Genomic DNA, 15,398 nt, shown 5'->3' with positions numbered 1-15,398 from the left:
TCGCTTCGCTCGCTCAACGACCGGGACGGACACAGCTCACCGGTCGTTGAGCGACGAGCGAAGCGAGGAGACGAAACGTGGCCGAGACCTACGTGCGTGAGCGTTCGGGCGACGGACGCAAGGATCTGAAGTATCCGGCGGCCCCCGAACCGCTCGCCGTTCCCGTGTACGACAACCACGCGCACCTGGAGATCGTCGACGGGGATGACCCGCTGTCGCTGACCGAGCAGCTCGACCGGGCCGAGGCCGTCGGCATCGCCGGCGTCGTCCAGGCCTCGGGCGACATCGAGTCGTCGCGGTGGGCGGTCGAGGCCGCGGCATCCGATCCTCGCGTGCTGGCCGCCGTCGCCATCCACCCGAACGACGCCCCGACGTACGCGGAGGAGGGGCTCCTCGATGAGGCTCTCGCGGTGATCGACGAGCTCGCCGCGCATCCGCGCACCCGGGCGATCGGCGAGACCGGGCTCGACTTCTTCCGCACCGAGCCCGACCGCCGGGGTCCGCAGTTCGCGTCGTTCGAGGCGCACATCGCGCTCGCCAAGAAGCACGGCATCGCGATGCAGATCCACGACCGTGACGCGCACGACGCGGTGCTGGAGACGCTGACCCGCGTCGGCGCCCCGGAGCGCACGGTGTTCCACTGCTTCTCGGGCGACGACGCGATGGCGCGCGTCTGCGCGGATGCCGGCTACCACCTGTCCTTCGCCGGGAACGTCACGTTCAAGAACGCCCAGAACCTGCGCGATGCGCTCAACGTCATCCCGCTCGACCGCATCCTCGTCGAGACGGATGCGCCGTTCCTCACCCCGGTGCCGCTGCGCGGGCGCCCGAACGCGCCCTATCTCGTGCCCATCACGGTGCGCTTCATGGCGGCCGAGCTCGGCATCGACGTCGACGAGCTGTGCGCGCAGCTGGCCGAGAACACCCTGCGGGTCTACGGTTCGTTCGCCGACTGACTCTCGGGTTGCACGTCTTCCGGCCCGGTCTCGGCGACCGGCTTGGCCGACACGATCTGCGAGATCGGCTTCCACACCAGCAGCAGGGTGAGCGCCGCGCCTACGAAGGCGAACCACCACGGCGCGGTGAGCCCCCACACCTGGGCGATCACGCCGCCGAGCGCCTGCCCGATCACCATGCCGCCGAAGACCCCGACCATGTTCACGGACGCGACGCGGCCCTGCAGCTCGGCGGGGACGAGTCGCTGCCGCACGGTCGTGGAGATCGTGCCCCACACGAACGCGTACGCGCCGAAGAAGAACATGATCACCAGGGCGACCCAGCCCGTGGTGGTGAGCGCGAACGACAGGTGCATGAGCACTTCGAGCGACAGGACGATGCGCATCAGCGTCGCGAACGACACGTGCCGCTCCAGCCAGCCGAAGCTGAACGTGGCGAGGATGCCGCCCGCCGCCGACGCCGTGGTGAGAGCCCCGTACCCGACAGCGCCCATGTGCAGGTGCTCGGTCGCATACAGGACGAGCACACCCCACGGCGCCGCCCAGGTCACGTTGAACACCAGGATGATGAGCACGAGCATCCGCACCGGCGGGTTGCGCCACAGCCAGCGGAGGCCCTCGGCGATGTCGGTGTGCACGGGCGCGTGCGCATCGGTCTCCCGAGGCGGGACGGGCGTCTTCGCCATGCGCGAGATCAGCACCACGGCGAAGCTCACGCACACGACCTCGAGCAGGAACGGCCAGGCGGTGCCGGCCGCGAACAGGAACGCGCCCAGGGGCGGACCGGCGAACTGGTTCGCCACCAGGTAGCCGGCCTGCAGGCGGGCGTTGCCGAGGCCGAGGTCGGCCGGCTTCACGAGCATCGGCAGCAGCGTGCTGCCCGCCGTGTCGACGAACACCTCCGCCGTGCCGTAGAGGAAGGCGACCGCGAGCACGATCCAGATGTTGGCGACGCCCGTCACGAGGAACACGCAGAGCGCGATGAGGACGACGGCCCGCGCCGCGTTCGCGAACATGACGAGTCTCCGACGGTCGAACCGATCGGCGATCGCGCCCGCATGCAGTCCGAAGAGCAGCCAGGGGAGGAACTGCAGGATCGCGCCGGCGGCCACCAGGATCGGCGACGAGGTCATCGAGGCGATCAGCAGGGGAGCGGCCGCGAGTGCGACGCCGTCACCCACGTTGCTCGTCCACGACGACGCGAGCAGCCAGCGGAAGTCACGGCCCAGACGGCGGGGCGCGACGAGTTCACCGAGGGAGGGCACCAGAGAAGACTACTGACGGCGGGGGACATCGGAGGAGTGGGGGAGAATGGGGGGATGACCGTCACCCTGCTCGGCGCCACCGAGATCCGCCGCCTCGCCGCCGAGCTCGACGTCACCCCCACGAAGAAGCTCGGCCAGAACTTCGTCACGGACGCGAACACCGTCCGCAAGATCGTGCAGGCCGCCCGCGTGCAGCCGAGCGAGCGCGTGGTCGAGGTCGGTCCCGGGCTCGGTTCCCTGACCCTCGCGATCCTCGAGACCGGGGCGTCCGTCACCGCCGTCGAGATCGATCACCGACTCGCCGCCCGCCTGGCGCAGACCGCCGCGGAGCACGGCGTCGAGGCCGACCGGCTCACGGTCGTCGACGCGGATGCGCTGCGCATCACCGAGCTCCCGGGTGAGCCCACCGTGCTGGTGGCGAACCTGCCCTACAACGTCTCGGTGCCGGTGCTGCTGCACTTCCTGGAGAACTTCGCGTACCTGCAGCGCGGCGTCGTGATGGTCCAGGCCGAGGTCGCCGAGCGGCTGGCCGCGAAGCCCGGCTCGAAGATCTACGGCTCGCCCAGCGTCAAGGCCGCCTGGTACGGGGAGTGGAAGCTCTCCGGCACCGTGTCCCGCCAGGTGTTCTGGCCGGTCCCGAACGTCGACAGCCTGCTCGTCGGCTTCGACCGCTCCGAGGGGGAGCGCGGCACGGAGGAGGAGCGGCGTCGCACCTTCCAGATCGTCGACGCGGCGTTCAACCAGCGCCGCAAGATGCTCCGTCAGGCGCTGTCCGGCATCTTCGGCAGCTCCGCCGCGGCCTCCGCGGTGCTGATCGCCGCCGGCGTCGCCCCGACGGCCCGGGGTGAGGACCTCACGGTCGACGACTACCAGCGCATCGCCCAGCACGCGGCCGTGGCCGCAGCCGACGCACTCACCGACGACGTCGCTCCCACCCAGTAACCTGGCACCGTGACCGAGTCCCCCCGCTTCCGCCCCGATGTCCCCGAGCTGCACCGTCCGTATGCGGCGGACGAGAGCCGCTATCAGCAGTTCGCCTACCGCCAGGTCGGCACGTCCGGCCTCTACCTGCCCCCGATCTCGCTCGGGCTGTGGTGGAACTTCGGCGACAACATCCCGCTCGACAACCAGCGCGCACTGCTGCGCCACGCGTTCGACCGCGGCATCACCCACTTCGACCTGGCGAACAACTACGGCCCGCCCTACGGCTCGGCCGAGAAGAACTTCGGGCGCATCTTCGCCGAGGACCTCCGTCCGTACCGCGACGAGCTGATCATCTCGTCGAAGGCCGGCTGGGACATGTGGCCCGGCCCCTACGGCGACTTCGCGAGCCGCAAGTACATCCTCGCCAGCGCCGAGCAGTCGCTGACGCGGATGGGCCTCGACTACGTCGACATCTTCTACTCGCACCGGGTCGACCCGGTCACCCCGATCGCCGAGACGGTCGGCGCGCTCGACACGCTCGTGCGTCAGGGCAAGGCCCTCTACGTCGGCATCTCCTCCTACAGCGCCGAGCGCACCGCGGAGGCCGTGGCCGTCGCGAAGGATCTCTGCACGCCGCTCGTCATCCACCAGCCGGCCTACTCGATCCTGAACCGCTGGGTCGAGGACGGCCTGACCGACACCCTCGAGCAGTCCGGCCTGGGTGCCATCGCCTTCACCCCGCTGGCACAGGGCCTGCTGACCGACAAGTACCTCGGCGACGGCACGGCCGAGCGCGCGCAGAAGCGCGGCTCGCTGCCGGACGGCCGCCTCACGGATGAGGCCGTGCAGACCCTGCGTTCGCTGAACGAGGTCGCGCAGGGCCGCGGTCAGTCGCTGGCGCAGCTGGCGCTGCAGTGGACGCTGCGCAACCCCGTGGTCGCATCCGCGCTGATCGGGGCCTCGCGCCCGGAGCAGCTGGACGAGAACATCGCCGCCGTGAACGGTCCCGACTTCACCTCCGAGGAGCTCGCCCGCATCGACGAGCTCGCGGGTGCCATCGACGTGAACCTGTGGGCGAAGTCCTCGGAGCTGTGACCCGATCATGAGCCATGCCGCGTTCACCGACTCCGTGCACGTGCGCGCCCCGGGGAAGATCAACGTCTTCCTCGGGGTCGGCGGGCGGCACGACGACGGCTATCACGCGCTGGCCACGGTCTTCCAGGCGGTGTCCCTCTACGAGGACGTGATCGCGCGCCCGGCCGACGACTTCTCCGTGACCGTCTCCGGGGTGGAGGACATCGGCTCGGTCCCGCTCGATGATCGCAACCTCGCGATGCGCGCGGCCAAGCTGCTCGCGGTGGCCGCCGACCACCGGGGCGGCGTCGCGCTCGAGATCCGCAAGAGCGTCCCCGTGGCGGGCGGCATGGGCGGAGGGTCGGCGGATGCCGCGGCCGCCCTGGTCGCCTGCGACGCGCTGTGGGGGACGGGCCTCTCGCCGGCGCGCCTGCACGACCTCGCCGCGCGCCTCGGCGCCGATGTGCCGTTCGCGCTGCACGGCGGCACGGCGGTCGGCACCGGCCGCGGGGATCAGCTCAACCCGGCGCTCGCGCGGGGGCGCTTCGACTGGATCCTCGTGCCCAGCGATCAGGGCCTGTCGACGCCCGTGGTCTACGAGCGCCTCGACCTGCTGCGCGAGGAGGAGGGCGCCCTCGCCGACGACCCGCCGCTGTCGCTCGACGTGCCGATCCCGGTGCTGCAGGCGCTCCGGTCGGGCGACCCGGTGCAGCTCGCGGAGACGCTGTTCAACGACCTGCAGGCCGCGGCCCTGTACGAGCGGCCCGACCTCGCCCAGACGATCGCCCAGGGCGTCGCTGCCGGCGCGCTCCAGGGCATCGTCTCCGGTTCCGGCCCCACGGTGGCGCTGCTGTGTCCCGACCCCGAGACGGCGCAGGACGTGCAGTCCTCGCTGCGGGAGACCGGACTCGACCCGCTGCACGTGCACGGTCCCGTCCCCGGCGCCCGCATCATCGGCTGACGCGGACGCCGTTTCGGCGGGATCCGGCCGTCGGCGCGCTCAGGCGAGCGCGCCGAGTGCCGCCCGCAACTCCTGCTTGGCGCGGGCGTAGCGCGAGCGTGCCGTCGCGGCGGGAACGCCGACGATCTCGGCGGCCTCTCCGATCCGGAACCCGTCCCAATGCACGAGCTGGACGATCTCCGCGAGCTCCGGGCGGAGGCGGCTGAGCGCGTCGCGCACCTCGTCGCCCTCGTCGGCCGCGGGGGTGTCCGACACCCGCGGCATGTGGGCACGGATCCGGTCGGCCAGGGCCGCGCGCCGACGCTCGCCCCGCGCGTGGTTCTGCAGCGTGCCTCGGGCGAGTCCGAACAGCCACATCCGCGTCTCGAGCGGATTCTCGGGCAGGTCGTCGACGCGGCGCCACGCGATCAGGAGCGTCTCGCCGAACAGGTCGGGAGCGTCGACGGGTCCGACGCGGCGCTGCAGATAGCGAAGGATGTCGCCGTTGGACTCCCGCAGCGCCGCGGTCAGGAGCTTCTGTGTGCGGATGGACGCGTTCACGGGGTCACGGCCTCGCACAGCAGCTGAGCATCCGAGGTCCACCAGCCGTCGATCCCGGCCGCCGCCGAGAGCCGGTTCGTCGCCTCCCCCAGCACGACGTAGTGCGCGGTCGCGGACCAGTCGTCGTCGGTCGGCTCGACGCCCGGCTGCGGATCCTGCCACGAGCCGTCCGCGCCGAGCACCTGGATGATGGCATGCGGGTCGGAACGGATCTCGTCCGCACGTCGGTCGACGACCGCCGGGTCGATCGTGAGGGCACCGACGTCGGCGACGAACGCGTCCCAGTCGCCCTCCGGCTCCGTCTGCTCCAGGACGATGCGCGCCTCGCACTCGCGGCCGCTGGGCAGCGTGAAGGCATAGGCGACATCGGGATCCTGCGCCCACGGGAGCCAGTCGAATCCGCCGGCGGCGACGGCGGCTCCGGCCCCGCCGCAGAGCAGCGCGGCGAGTCCCAGGCCCGCGGTCACCCGGGGGATGCGCCGCACGGGCCGACGCTCGGCGGCGACCTGTGCGCGTGCCAGCGCCGCCACGGCATCCATGTCGCGGGTGAGGGCATCGTCGATGTGCACCGCATCGGGTGCGGTGCGCTCGAGAAGAAGATCCAGTCGGTCGGGGGTGTCCATGTCTCGCTCCTGTCGTGAAGGGCCGTCACAGGGGATATGTCCACCACGGCCGTCCGTGATGACGCCCCTGCCGTTTCGACGGGATCCGGCCTCACTCCGCGTTCAGGAGTGCGCTCACGCGGTAGGGGATCACCTCGCGCAGGAACAGGCTCGTCGAGGTGCGCAGGATGCCGGGGCACAGGCGGACCACCTCGGCGACGCGGTAGAGGTCGTCGGGGTCCTTCGCGACGACGCGCAGCAGCAGGTCGGTGTCGCCGGCCGGCGCGAAGCACTCCAGCACCTCGGGAACGCGGCTGAGCGCATCGATCGCGGCGGTGATCTTGTGCTGATCGAGCTCGACGAGGATCGAGGCCGCAACACCTCGGCCCAGTGCCTGCGGGAGGATGCGCGAGCTGTGCGCGCGCAGGTATCCGCCGGACTCGAGGCGGTCGAGGCGCGCGTGCACGGTGCCGCGGGCGAGGCCCAGATCCTGGGCGATCAGCGCGACGGGTCGGCGGGGGTCGCCGTCGAGGACCGTGAGGATCCTCCGGTCGGTCTCGTCGAGGTTGGCCATTTCGATCACCATCGCCTTCTTCGTCTCACTCAGATTGATCGGATCGATCAATCGAAACTCACTCTATGGTCTGAATGACCTGTGCATGATGCAATGAGTATCAGATACGCAGGATGTCGGCCACGAGCGGGCATCACGCGCACTCGACGGAGAGGCCACGAGCCGCACGCGCCGGGTGTCGACGGCGACGGGCCACGAGCCTCAGCCGGCCCCGTCTCCTCAGCTGCCTCGTCGCCGAGGGGCGGGGCGGGCGCTGTCCGTCGTGGGCGTCAGTCGCCGGGGACGAGCAGGCGCAGCTGCACCATGGCCGAGAACCGCGCCTCCGGATCGGTGAGGTCGAGTCCGCTGATCTCCGACAGCCGGCGCAGGCGGTATCGGAACGTGTTGGGGTGGGTGTACACGCGTCCCGCCGCCACCGCCACGTCCCCGAACGCGTCGAGCCAGGCCCGCAGCGTCTCGACCAGGTGCGTGCCCCGCTCCCGGTCCTGTGCCAGCAGCTGCGCGACGGGACCGGTCGGCTGGTCGCCCCGCGCCCGGACGAGGTCGCCGAGCTCGACCAGCAGCGCCTCCATCTGCACCGCCGTGAACCGGGCGACGGGCTCCCGCCCCGGCGCCTGGCGGACCACACGGAGCGCACGGTCGGCGTTCGCCCGGGACGAGGGGATGCCGGCCGCATCGTCCGCCACGGTGCCGACGCCGATGCGGATCTCGCTGGTCGCCCCGAGGCGGCCGAGGAAGTCGGTCGCGACACGCGCGGCACGGCTGTCGGCGTCGCTGTGCCCCGCTCCGGACTCGGCCTCGCCCTGCTCCGGACGGATGCCGACGACGGCGTACACGACGTTGCCGATCACGGCGACCGCGGAGCGCAGGTAGACGGCGCCGAGGTGCACGGCGAAGGCGTCGGCGATGCGCTGCCGCTCGGCGATGCCGCGAGCACCGGCGGAGGGCTCGTCGTCGCTGTCCTCCGCGGCGGACAGGGCGAGCACGACGCAGCGGTGGTCGCTCAGGCGCAGTCGGGCCGTGGCGTCCGCCGCCCCGGGCCCGCCCTCGAGGATCGTCGCGAGCAGGTCGGCCCGCAGGCGCCGCTCGACGTCGGCGCCGGCGCGCAGCCGCAGCATGTGCAGGGCCACCAGCCCGGCGGAGTCCTTCAGCGCGCGCACGCGGTCGGGGGAGAGGGGCTCCTGGACCGCGGCCCAGATCGACCCGAGGATCTCGTCACCGGCGCGCACGGCCAGGGCGACGCGCGGGAAGGAGGGCAGCCCCTCGGTGTTGTGCACCGGACCGACGTCGATCGGATCCGCGCTGCGGTACAGCTCCTGGAAGACCCCGCGCTCCTCCAGCTGTCGGGCGAAGCGCTCGGGCACCTGTCGGCCGAGCACGGTCTCGATGCGCGCGGGATCGGCCTCATGCTGCCGCCCGGAGAAGGCGACGACGCGGGAGTTGCGATCCTCGATCGTCACCGGTGCGTTCAGCAGGGTCGCGATGGCATTGGCGAGGGCGAACAGATCGCCCGAGGGCATGCCGCCGAGAGTCGTCGCCCCCTGCTCGCCGACATCGCCCTCCGCGATGAGCGACCGCAGCATGGCCGCCAGCTGCGCCCAGGACGCGCCGCGAGTCAGGGCGAGGACCGGGATGCCGGTGGCCTCGGCCGCATCACGGAACGGCTGCTCGGTGCGCACGGGTGCGCGCAGCACGAGGGCGGTCGCCTGCTGGGTGGCGAGGGTGTGCAGGAGCTCGGCGATCTCGTCGGGATCGCTCAGCCCGACACCGAGCACGAGTGCCCCGCGCATCGGCATCGCGTCATCGAGCACGTCGTGGATGACGACCGTCTCGATCTCGGCGTCGTCGTCGGCCGCACCGCTCACCACCTCGAGCAGGGTGTTGCCGAGGTCTTCGATGACCCGGCCGAGGCTGGCGCGGGGCCTGGTCGTCACGGACATGAGCACAGGGCCCAGGCTAGGGCGCGACCGCCGGTGGGGGAGCTGTGGGGCACGACGAAATCGTATCGACTCTTGGTCGATCTCGACAGGATCATCGTGCCCCCGTGAGGGACGTCAGTCCGCGCTCAGAACGTGATCCACTCGGTGCGCACCGTGACGGCGTCGAGCGCGTCGGCATCCGGGGTCACGCCGATGCCCGGACCCGTCGGCACCGTGAGCGTGCCGTCCTCCACCACGAACGGTTCGGTGATGTCGCGGGCGTAGTAGCGCCCCGAGCCGGAGGTGTCACCGGGGAGCGTGAAGCCGGGGAGAGCGGCCAGGGCGACGTTCGCCGCGCGTCCGATCCCGGTCTCCAGCATCCCGCCGCACCAGACCGGGATGTCGTTGGCGACGCACACGTCGTGGATGCGACGGGCTTCGAGGTACCCGCCGACGCGTCCCGGCTTGATGTTCACGATCGAGCACGCCCCCAGCGCGATGGCGTCGGCGGCGGCCCGGGCCGACACGATCGACTCATCCAGGCACACGGGTGTCGTGATGGCCTTCGCCAGCTGCGCGTGACCGAGCAGGTCCTCCTCGTCGAGCGGCTGCTCGATCAGGAGCAGGTCGAACGGGTCGAGCTTGGCGAGGTGTCGGGCGTCGCCGCGATGGTACGCGGTGTTCGCGTCGACCTGCAGCAGCACGTCGTCGCCGAAGCGTTCGCGCACGGCGCGCACGGGGTCGATGTCCCACCCCGGCTCGATCTTGAGCTTGATGCGCACGTACCCCTCGTCGAGGTAGCCGCCGACCGCGTCCAGCAGCTCGGGGATCGAGTCCATGATGCCGACCGAGACACCGCAGTCGACACGGTCGCGCACGGCGCCGAGCTCACGCGAGAGCGGGACCCCCGCGGCGCGCAGCTCGGCGTCGAGCACGGCCAGCTCGACGGCGGCCTTCGACATGCGATGCCCCTTGAACTTCGCGAGGGCCGGAGCGACACCGGCGGCGTCGAGATCCTTCCCCTGCGCGAGCGCGGGCAGCAGGAACCGGGTGATGACGTCCACGCTCGCCTCGACGTACTCGGAGGAGTACAGCGGGTCGTTCATCGCGACGCCCTCGCCCCAGCCCTCGGCCTCGTCGGTGACGGCGCGCACGATCAGCGCCTCGCGTACGGTCTGCACGCCGAACGACGTGCGGAACGGCGACACCAGCGGCATCTCGATCACACGCAGCTCGAATCCGGTGAGCTTCATCCCTGTTCTCCTCTGTCGATGGTGTACGCGCCGGAGCGGTCGAAGGAGAGCACGCGCCCTCCGCCCTCCAGCGCGGATCCGAGTGTCTCCCGCAGGGCCAGGCGCCACGCGGTCGCCCGGGCGGGCTCGGCGAGGCGCAGGGACTCGATGTCCCGCGGCAGCGCCACCCGCACGAGTCGGGCGTCGGTGCGGTGCCGGAGCGGCCCGAGGTCCTCGCCCACGCTGAGCAGGGGTGCGGCATCGTGTTCGCCCGCGGATGCAGGTTCCCCGTGGCAGGCGGCGACGACGCGCGGATCCCGCACGTACCAGGTCACCAGCATCCGATCGGTGTCGTCCGCGCCGTTGAGCGCATCGGCCATGTGCCCGTAGAAGTTGCGGTGGTACGACGTCGGCGTCGCGGCCAGCTTCACGAGGTTGAAGTGGGCATTGCGGCTGATCAGCGGATCGAACGTCCACGAGATCTCGTCGAGTCCCTCCTCCAGCGCCCAGGCACGCTGATGCACCTTGAGCGCGAAGCCGACGCTGCGACCGCGCATCCGCGCCGAGACACCGGCGATGTGGCTGTGCAGGGCGCGCTGATCCGGAGCCGCGAAGAATCCGAAGCAGGCCCCGACCAGCTCGTCGTGCTCGAACGCGCCGCCCACGTAGCTTCCGGCTTTCGACAGGGCGCGCAGCGTCTCGACGTTCACGGGGGAGGCCTCGCCCTGCTTGGTCCAGATGCTCTGGAACAGGTCGGCGACGCGGGTGAACTCGTCCACGTCGCCGAGCAGGCGGATCTCGACCCCGGCTCGGGAGGCGGCGGCGCTCGCGGCGTCGGCGGCCTCCTCCGGCGAGGCGCTGTACGCCGTGGCATCCGTCATGCTCATGCCCTTCCTCCGGCCGATGTTCCGTGTCCGGTCAGTGCCCCGGCGACCAGTTCCTGCAGCAGCAGGAGGCGCTCCGGGATCATCGCGACGAGCACATGCTCATCGTCGGCGTGCGCCCCGCCCCCCACGGCGCCCAGGCCGTCGAGGGTCGGCACGCCGAGACCCGCGGTGAAGTTGCCGTCCGACGCCCCGCCGACCGCGACACCGTCGAACGGCGTCAGACCGGCCTTCTCGGCGATCGCGACGGCCTGCGCGAACAGTCCCGCCGAGGATTCGGGCTCCATCGGGCGGCGGTTGGGGCCGCCCTCGACGCGCACGTCTGCTCCGGGCAGCGTCACCGGGAGTGCGCGCAGCGCGGCATCCACCCGGTCCTGCTCCGCGACGGTGCGCACCCGCGCATCGACCGCGAACTCGGCGGCGGCGGGCACGGTGTTCGTGGTGCTGCCGGCGCGCACGAGCGTCGGTGTCACGCTGGTCCCCGCGGCCGCGTCACCGAGTTCGGCGACCGCCAGGAGCAGGTGCGCGGCCTCCACCGCGGCGTTCACACCGCGCTCCGGCTCCAGTCCCGCATGGGCGGCGAGCCCCACGACGTGCACGCGATAGAGCGAGACGCCTTTGCGCGCGATCTTCACGGCACCGCCCTCGGCCGCGGCCTCCAGGACGAACACGGCGGCGCAGCCGCGTGCCTCCCGCTCGATCAGCGCGCGCGAGCTGGGGGAGCCGAGCTCCTCGTCGCCCGTGATCAGGATGCTGACGCCCGTGCGGTCCGGCAGCGACGCCACGGCGTGCAGGGCCATCACCACCCCGGTCTTCATGTCGAAGCACCCGGGACCGCGGAGCACGCCGTCCTCGATACGGAACGGGAGCCGCAGCAGCGAACCGAGCGGCCACACCGTGTCGTGGTGACCGAGCAGCAGCACGGTCGGCTCGCCGAACCGCCAGCGCAGGTGGGTGCGGCCGTCGATCACGATGCGCTCCGGCGCGACGCCCAGCAGGCGCTCACCGAGGGCGGCGACGACCTCCGCGCTGCGGGCGACGGCATCGAGGTCGTCGGAGGGCGACTCGCAGGAGACGAGGGTCTCGATGTCGGCGAGGATCAGATCGAGATCCACGTCCGCCTGCACGGTCATCAGGACACCTTCGGCGCCGCGCGGACGCCGTGGTGCAGATAGCGCTCGCCGCCGGGCAGGGAGTAGAAGATCACGGCATGCCAGGCCTGCTCGCCCTCCGGACGCATCACGAACTCGCCGGGACGCACGGGCACCAGCGGATGCTCCTGCACCGGGTCGGGGAGCATGGCGGCGAGCGGTCCGTTCAGGGTCGTGCGCATGCGCAGCCCGTCCTCGTCACGGAAGATCTCGGTGCGCACGCCCGAGCGGTCGTAGACGCCCTCGAACTCGGAGAAGTCATCGGTGAACGGCTCCTCGGGCGGAGTGAGGCCGGCCGGCAGCTCCAGCGCCGCCAGCTCGCGGAAGATCTCCCCGAACAGCTCGACGTAGAGATCGTGGGTGTTGCCGCCGTTGGTCAGCAGCGTCACCGCGAGGCCCTCCTCGGGGAGGATGCGCAGGAACGACGCCTGCCCGATCGTGTTCCCGTCGTGCCCGATGAGGCGGTGGCCGTCCCAGTCGAACAGGATCCAGCCCACGCCCCACGCGTCTCCGAGCGTGTACGGGTCGGGCATGTCCACCTCACGCTCCTGCATCCGCGCCACGGCGGCCTCGGACAGCACGCGCGTCCCATCGGCGGCCAGTCCGCCTGCCAGGTGCATGCGGGCGAAGGCGAGCACGTCGGCGGTGGTGGAGTTGATGAGTCCGGCCGGGCCCATCGATCGCGGGAGCATCCAGGCGGGTGCGAGGTGCGGACCATCTTCGTCGACCACGGTGTGCCCGCTGGCCGCCCGGAACATGATCGCCTCCTCCGGGAGGGTCGAGGAGTGAGTGAGTCCGAGGGGCGTGAACACGAGGTCGCGCATGGCCTGGTCCCAGGTCGTTCCGGTGACCTTCTCGATCACGCGCCCGGCCAGCGAGAATCCGGAGTTGCAGTACGACATCGTCGCACCGAGCGGGTGGTTCTGCGCGACGCCGTCCAGGAGCGCGACGTACTTCTCGAGTGTCTCGTCGCCGCGGCCGGTGTCGGTGAAGACGTCGCCGTCGATCCCACTGGTGTGATTCAGGAGGTGACGCAGCGTCACGGTCCGGGTGATCTCCGGGTCGGAGGACGAGAACTCCGGCACGTATGAGACGACCGGGGCATCGAGGTCGAGGACGCCCTGATCGACGAGGCGCATGATCGCGGTCGTCGTCCACACCTTGCCCATCGAGCCGATCTGGAACACCGAGTCGTCGGTGGTCTCGATGCCCGTGCGGACGTTGAGTATGCCGTGATGCGCATATACCGGTTCCTCGCCGAGGCGGAGCATGCCGAGGGTCGCGCCCGGGACCTTGTGCGCCTCGGCCAGCGCGCTCAGTCGCTGCTGCCAGTGCCGCGCGTCGAGGCGCGCGCGCACCGGCTTCCCGGCCGGCGGGGCGTACTGCTCGACCCAGTCGATCACGCGCTGCGAGTAGTCGGCGCGGTGCGACGGAGGGCCGGAGAGCAGGAACAGGTGCGAGCCACCGGGATACAGGACCAGACGCGTGGGCACGTCGCGCTCGCGCAGCGCCGTGAACCACTGCTCGGCCTGACCGACGGGGCAGCGCTCATCCGCCGCACCCTGCAGGATCAGCGTCGGGGTGGTGACCCGGTCGACCCGGGTGAACGGCGACTGCGCCGAGATGCGCTCCGCATCGCGCCAGGGGAGTCCGCCGTTCTCCTTCGCCGAGAGGTAGTGCCCGAAGTCGGAGGTGCCGCCCATCGAGAGGAGATCGGTGACCACGCCTCCGCCCACGGCCGCGGCGAAGCGGTCGTCGCGCGAGGTGAGGAAGCAGGTCATGAATCCGCCGTAGCTGTAGCCGGTGACGGTCAGCCGCGTCGGGTCGGCGATGCCCTCGGCCACGAGCTGGTCGAGCGGCTCGAGGAAGTCGTTCGCGTCGTTGACGCCCCAGCCGCCGGTCACGGCGGAGAAGAACGCGTCGCCGTAGCCGTCGCTGCCCCGGGGGTTCAGGGTGAGGATCGCCCAGCCGCGGCGCGCGAGCACCTGGTGGTACGGGTGGATGAGGTCGGCGGCGCCGTTCCAGGAGTTGTGCGGACCGCCGTGGATGTCGAGCAGCAGGGGCAGCGGGCCCGTGGCAGCGGGGTCGCGGCGCAGCCATCCCGTGATGACCGTGCCGTCCGAGATCGTGAAGCGACGCTCCTCGGCGGGGATGAGGTCGAGGTCGGGCGTGCCGTCGTCGGTGAGCACCCGTGTCGTGCCGCCGGCGAGGTCGAGGAACGCGACATCGCCGAACGATTCCGGTGTCGCGAGCACGATGGCGGCGGAGGATCCCGCCACTGACAGCCCCGACACGTTCGCGGTGCCGTCCACGAGCGCCGTGGCGCCCGTGCCGTCCTGCGCCACGCGGTACACGTGCGTGTAGCCGTTGTCGCGGAGGCAGAACACGAGGTCCCCGCCGGCCGTGAACTGCGGCATGCCACCGGGATAGCCGGGACCGCCCGGCATGACGTTGCGGTCGAGGCTCCCCGTGATGTTCCGCGGTTCGCCGCCGTCGACCGGGAACAGCAGGATGTCGGCGTTGCCGACCTCCGTGTCGAGGCGTCCGGCGGCGACGACATGGCGGCCGTCCGGCGTCCAGCCCACGGCCGTCGCCTGCACGTCGGCGGCGCTCACCCGCACCGCCTCGCTGTTCGGGTCGGTGGAGGAGCGCACGAACACGGGGATCCGCATGGTCAGGTCCGCGTCGTCCTCGACGCTCGTGGAATAGGCCAGGAGTGTGCCGTCCGGCGACCAGAACGGGTCGGAGGCGTGGGAGCGCCCGTGGGTGAGCGCCGTGACCTTCCCGGAGGCGACGTCGAGCACATGCAGCTGCTGCACGAGCGTTCCGAGGTTGCCCGCGCCGTCCGCCTTGTAGCCCAGGCGGTCGGTGCTGGCCGGCGCCGAGCGTCGGGCGAGGATGGTCTCCGCGGTCTCGCCGGGAAGCGCCGCGCTGTCGACCGGGGCCGTGAAGGCGATGCGCTCGCCGTCGGGGCTCCAGGCCGGAGCGCCCGCGCCGAGCGGAAGGGTCGTGAGACCGCGCGCCTCGCCGCCCGCCGTCGGGAGGAGCCAGATCTGCGCGGGGCCGTCCTGCGCACGCAGGAACGCCAGCTGGGTGCCGTCGGGGCTCCACACCGGGGTGGAGTCGGCCGTCGCGTGCGTGAGCGGGGCGGGGTCGCCGCCGGTGGCCGGCACCTGCCACAGGGCGCGCGTGTCCCGGTCGCCGTCGCGATCCGTCGTCCGCAGCACGAAGGCGATGCGGGCGCCGTCCGGTGACAGTGCCGGTTGCTCGGGGGTGCGGACGGCGAGCAGCTCGTCGACGGTGACGCGGTTCATGG

13 protein-coding genes are annotated in these 15,398 nt (G+C 71.6%); 4 read left to right on the top strand and 9 right to left on the bottom strand.

Going from position 1 to position 15,398, the window contains the following annotated elements; all coding sequences use genetic code 11:
• Nucleotides 1-77 precede the first annotated feature (77 nt).
• Entirely contained in the window at nt 78-956 is an 879-nt protein-coding gene (locus MME74_RS12450) for a TatD family hydrolase (RefSeq protein ID WP_267415344.1), read from the top strand.
• Here the strand turns inward: MME74_RS12450 and MME74_RS12445 are convergent.
• Nucleotides 935-2,221, bottom strand: coding sequence for an MFS transporter (locus tag MME74_RS12445; RefSeq protein WP_267415343.1), 1,287 nt, complete (start codon nt 2,219-2,221; stop codon nt 935-937). The genes MME74_RS12450 and MME74_RS12445 overlap by 22 nt on opposite strands.
• 54 nt (nt 2,222-2,275) lie before the next feature.
• On the opposite strand from MME74_RS12445, the gene rsmA reads away from it, so the two are divergent.
• The 3 genes from rsmA to MME74_RS12430 are packed head-to-tail and all read left to right on the top strand — an operon-like array spanning nt 2,276 to nt 5,180.
• Nucleotides 2,276-3,163, top strand: coding sequence for a 16S rRNA (adenine(1518)-N(6)/adenine(1519)-N(6))-dimethyltransferase RsmA (rsmA, locus tag MME74_RS12440; RefSeq protein WP_267415342.1), 888 nt, complete (start codon nt 2,276-2,278; stop codon nt 3,161-3,163).
• Between the two features lie 9 nt (nt 3,164-3,172).
• Nucleotides 3,173-4,240 (top strand): L-glyceraldehyde 3-phosphate reductase, encoded by a 1,068-nt coding sequence (mgrA, locus tag MME74_RS12435; protein WP_267415341.1) that lies wholly within the window; start codon nt 3,173-3,175, stop codon nt 4,238-4,240.
• A 7-nt stretch (nt 4,241-4,247) separates the two neighbouring features.
• Nucleotides 4,248-5,180 carry a 4-(cytidine 5'-diphospho)-2-C-methyl-D-erythritol kinase gene (locus tag MME74_RS12430; protein ID WP_267415340.1) on the top strand — a complete coding sequence of 311 codons (933 nt, stop codon included), beginning with the start codon at nt 4,248-4,250 and terminating at the stop codon, nt 5,178-5,180.
• 39 nt (nt 5,181-5,219) lie between these two features.
• Here MME74_RS12430 and MME74_RS12425 read toward each other — a convergent pair whose 3' ends face one another.
• The 8 genes from MME74_RS12425 to MME74_RS12390 all read right to left on the bottom strand — a co-directional run bounded on the left by MME74_RS12425 (nt 5,220) and on the right by MME74_RS12390 (nt 15,396).
• On the bottom strand, nt 5,220-5,720 hold the full coding sequence (locus MME74_RS12425; protein ID WP_267415339.1) for an RNA polymerase sigma factor: 501 nt from the start codon (nt 5,718-5,720) through the stop codon (nt 5,220-5,222).
• On the bottom strand, nt 5,717-6,343 hold the full coding sequence (locus MME74_RS12420) for a hypothetical protein (RefSeq protein ID WP_267415338.1): 627 nt from the start codon (nt 6,341-6,343) through the stop codon (nt 5,717-5,719). Before MME74_RS12420 ends, MME74_RS12425 begins: the two co-directional genes overlap by 4 nt.
• 91 nt (nt 6,344-6,434) lie before the next feature.
• The gene (locus MME74_RS12415) at nt 6,435-6,896 is read right to left on the bottom strand and encodes an Lrp/AsnC family transcriptional regulator (protein WP_416383346.1); all 462 of its coding nucleotides are present in this window, start codon (nt 6,894-6,896) and stop codon (nt 6,435-6,437) included.
• A 269-nt stretch (nt 6,897-7,165) separates the two neighbouring features.
• Nucleotides 7,166-8,836, bottom strand: a complete 1,671-nt coding sequence (locus tag MME74_RS12410) for a helix-turn-helix domain-containing protein (protein WP_267418580.1) — start codon at nt 8,834-8,836, stop codon at nt 7,166-7,168.
• A gap of 125 nt (nt 8,837-8,961) precedes the next feature.
• Nucleotides 8,962-10,068 (bottom strand): o-succinylbenzoate synthase, encoded by a 1,107-nt coding sequence (menC, locus tag MME74_RS12405; RefSeq protein ID WP_267415335.1) that lies wholly within the window; start codon nt 10,066-10,068, stop codon nt 8,962-8,964.
• Nucleotides 10,065-10,934 (bottom strand): GNAT family N-acetyltransferase, encoded by an 870-nt coding sequence (locus tag MME74_RS12400; protein WP_267415334.1) that lies wholly within the window; start codon nt 10,932-10,934, stop codon nt 10,065-10,067. Before MME74_RS12400 ends, menC begins: the two co-directional genes overlap by 4 nt.
• Entirely contained in the window at nt 10,931-12,064 is a 1,134-nt protein-coding gene (locus MME74_RS12395) for a M20 family metallopeptidase (protein ID WP_267415333.1), read from the bottom strand. The genes MME74_RS12400 and MME74_RS12395 overlap by 4 nt, the downstream gene beginning before the upstream one ends.
• Nucleotides 12,064-15,396, bottom strand: coding sequence for a serine hydrolase (locus tag MME74_RS12390; protein ID WP_267415332.1), 3,333 nt, complete (start codon nt 15,394-15,396; stop codon nt 12,064-12,066). The genes MME74_RS12395 and MME74_RS12390 overlap by 1 nt, the downstream gene beginning before the upstream one ends.
• Between the last annotated feature and the right edge of the window lie 2 nt (nt 15,397-15,398).

Origin of the sequence: Microbacterium oxydans (assembly GCF_026559675.1) — a bacterium.
In the GTDB taxonomy this organism is placed as follows: domain Bacteria; phylum Actinomycetota; class Actinomycetes; order Actinomycetales; family Microbacteriaceae; genus Microbacterium; species Microbacterium oxydans_D.
Note: the sequence above shows the minus strand (reverse complement) of the source record. Positions and strands in the feature narration are given on the sequence as shown.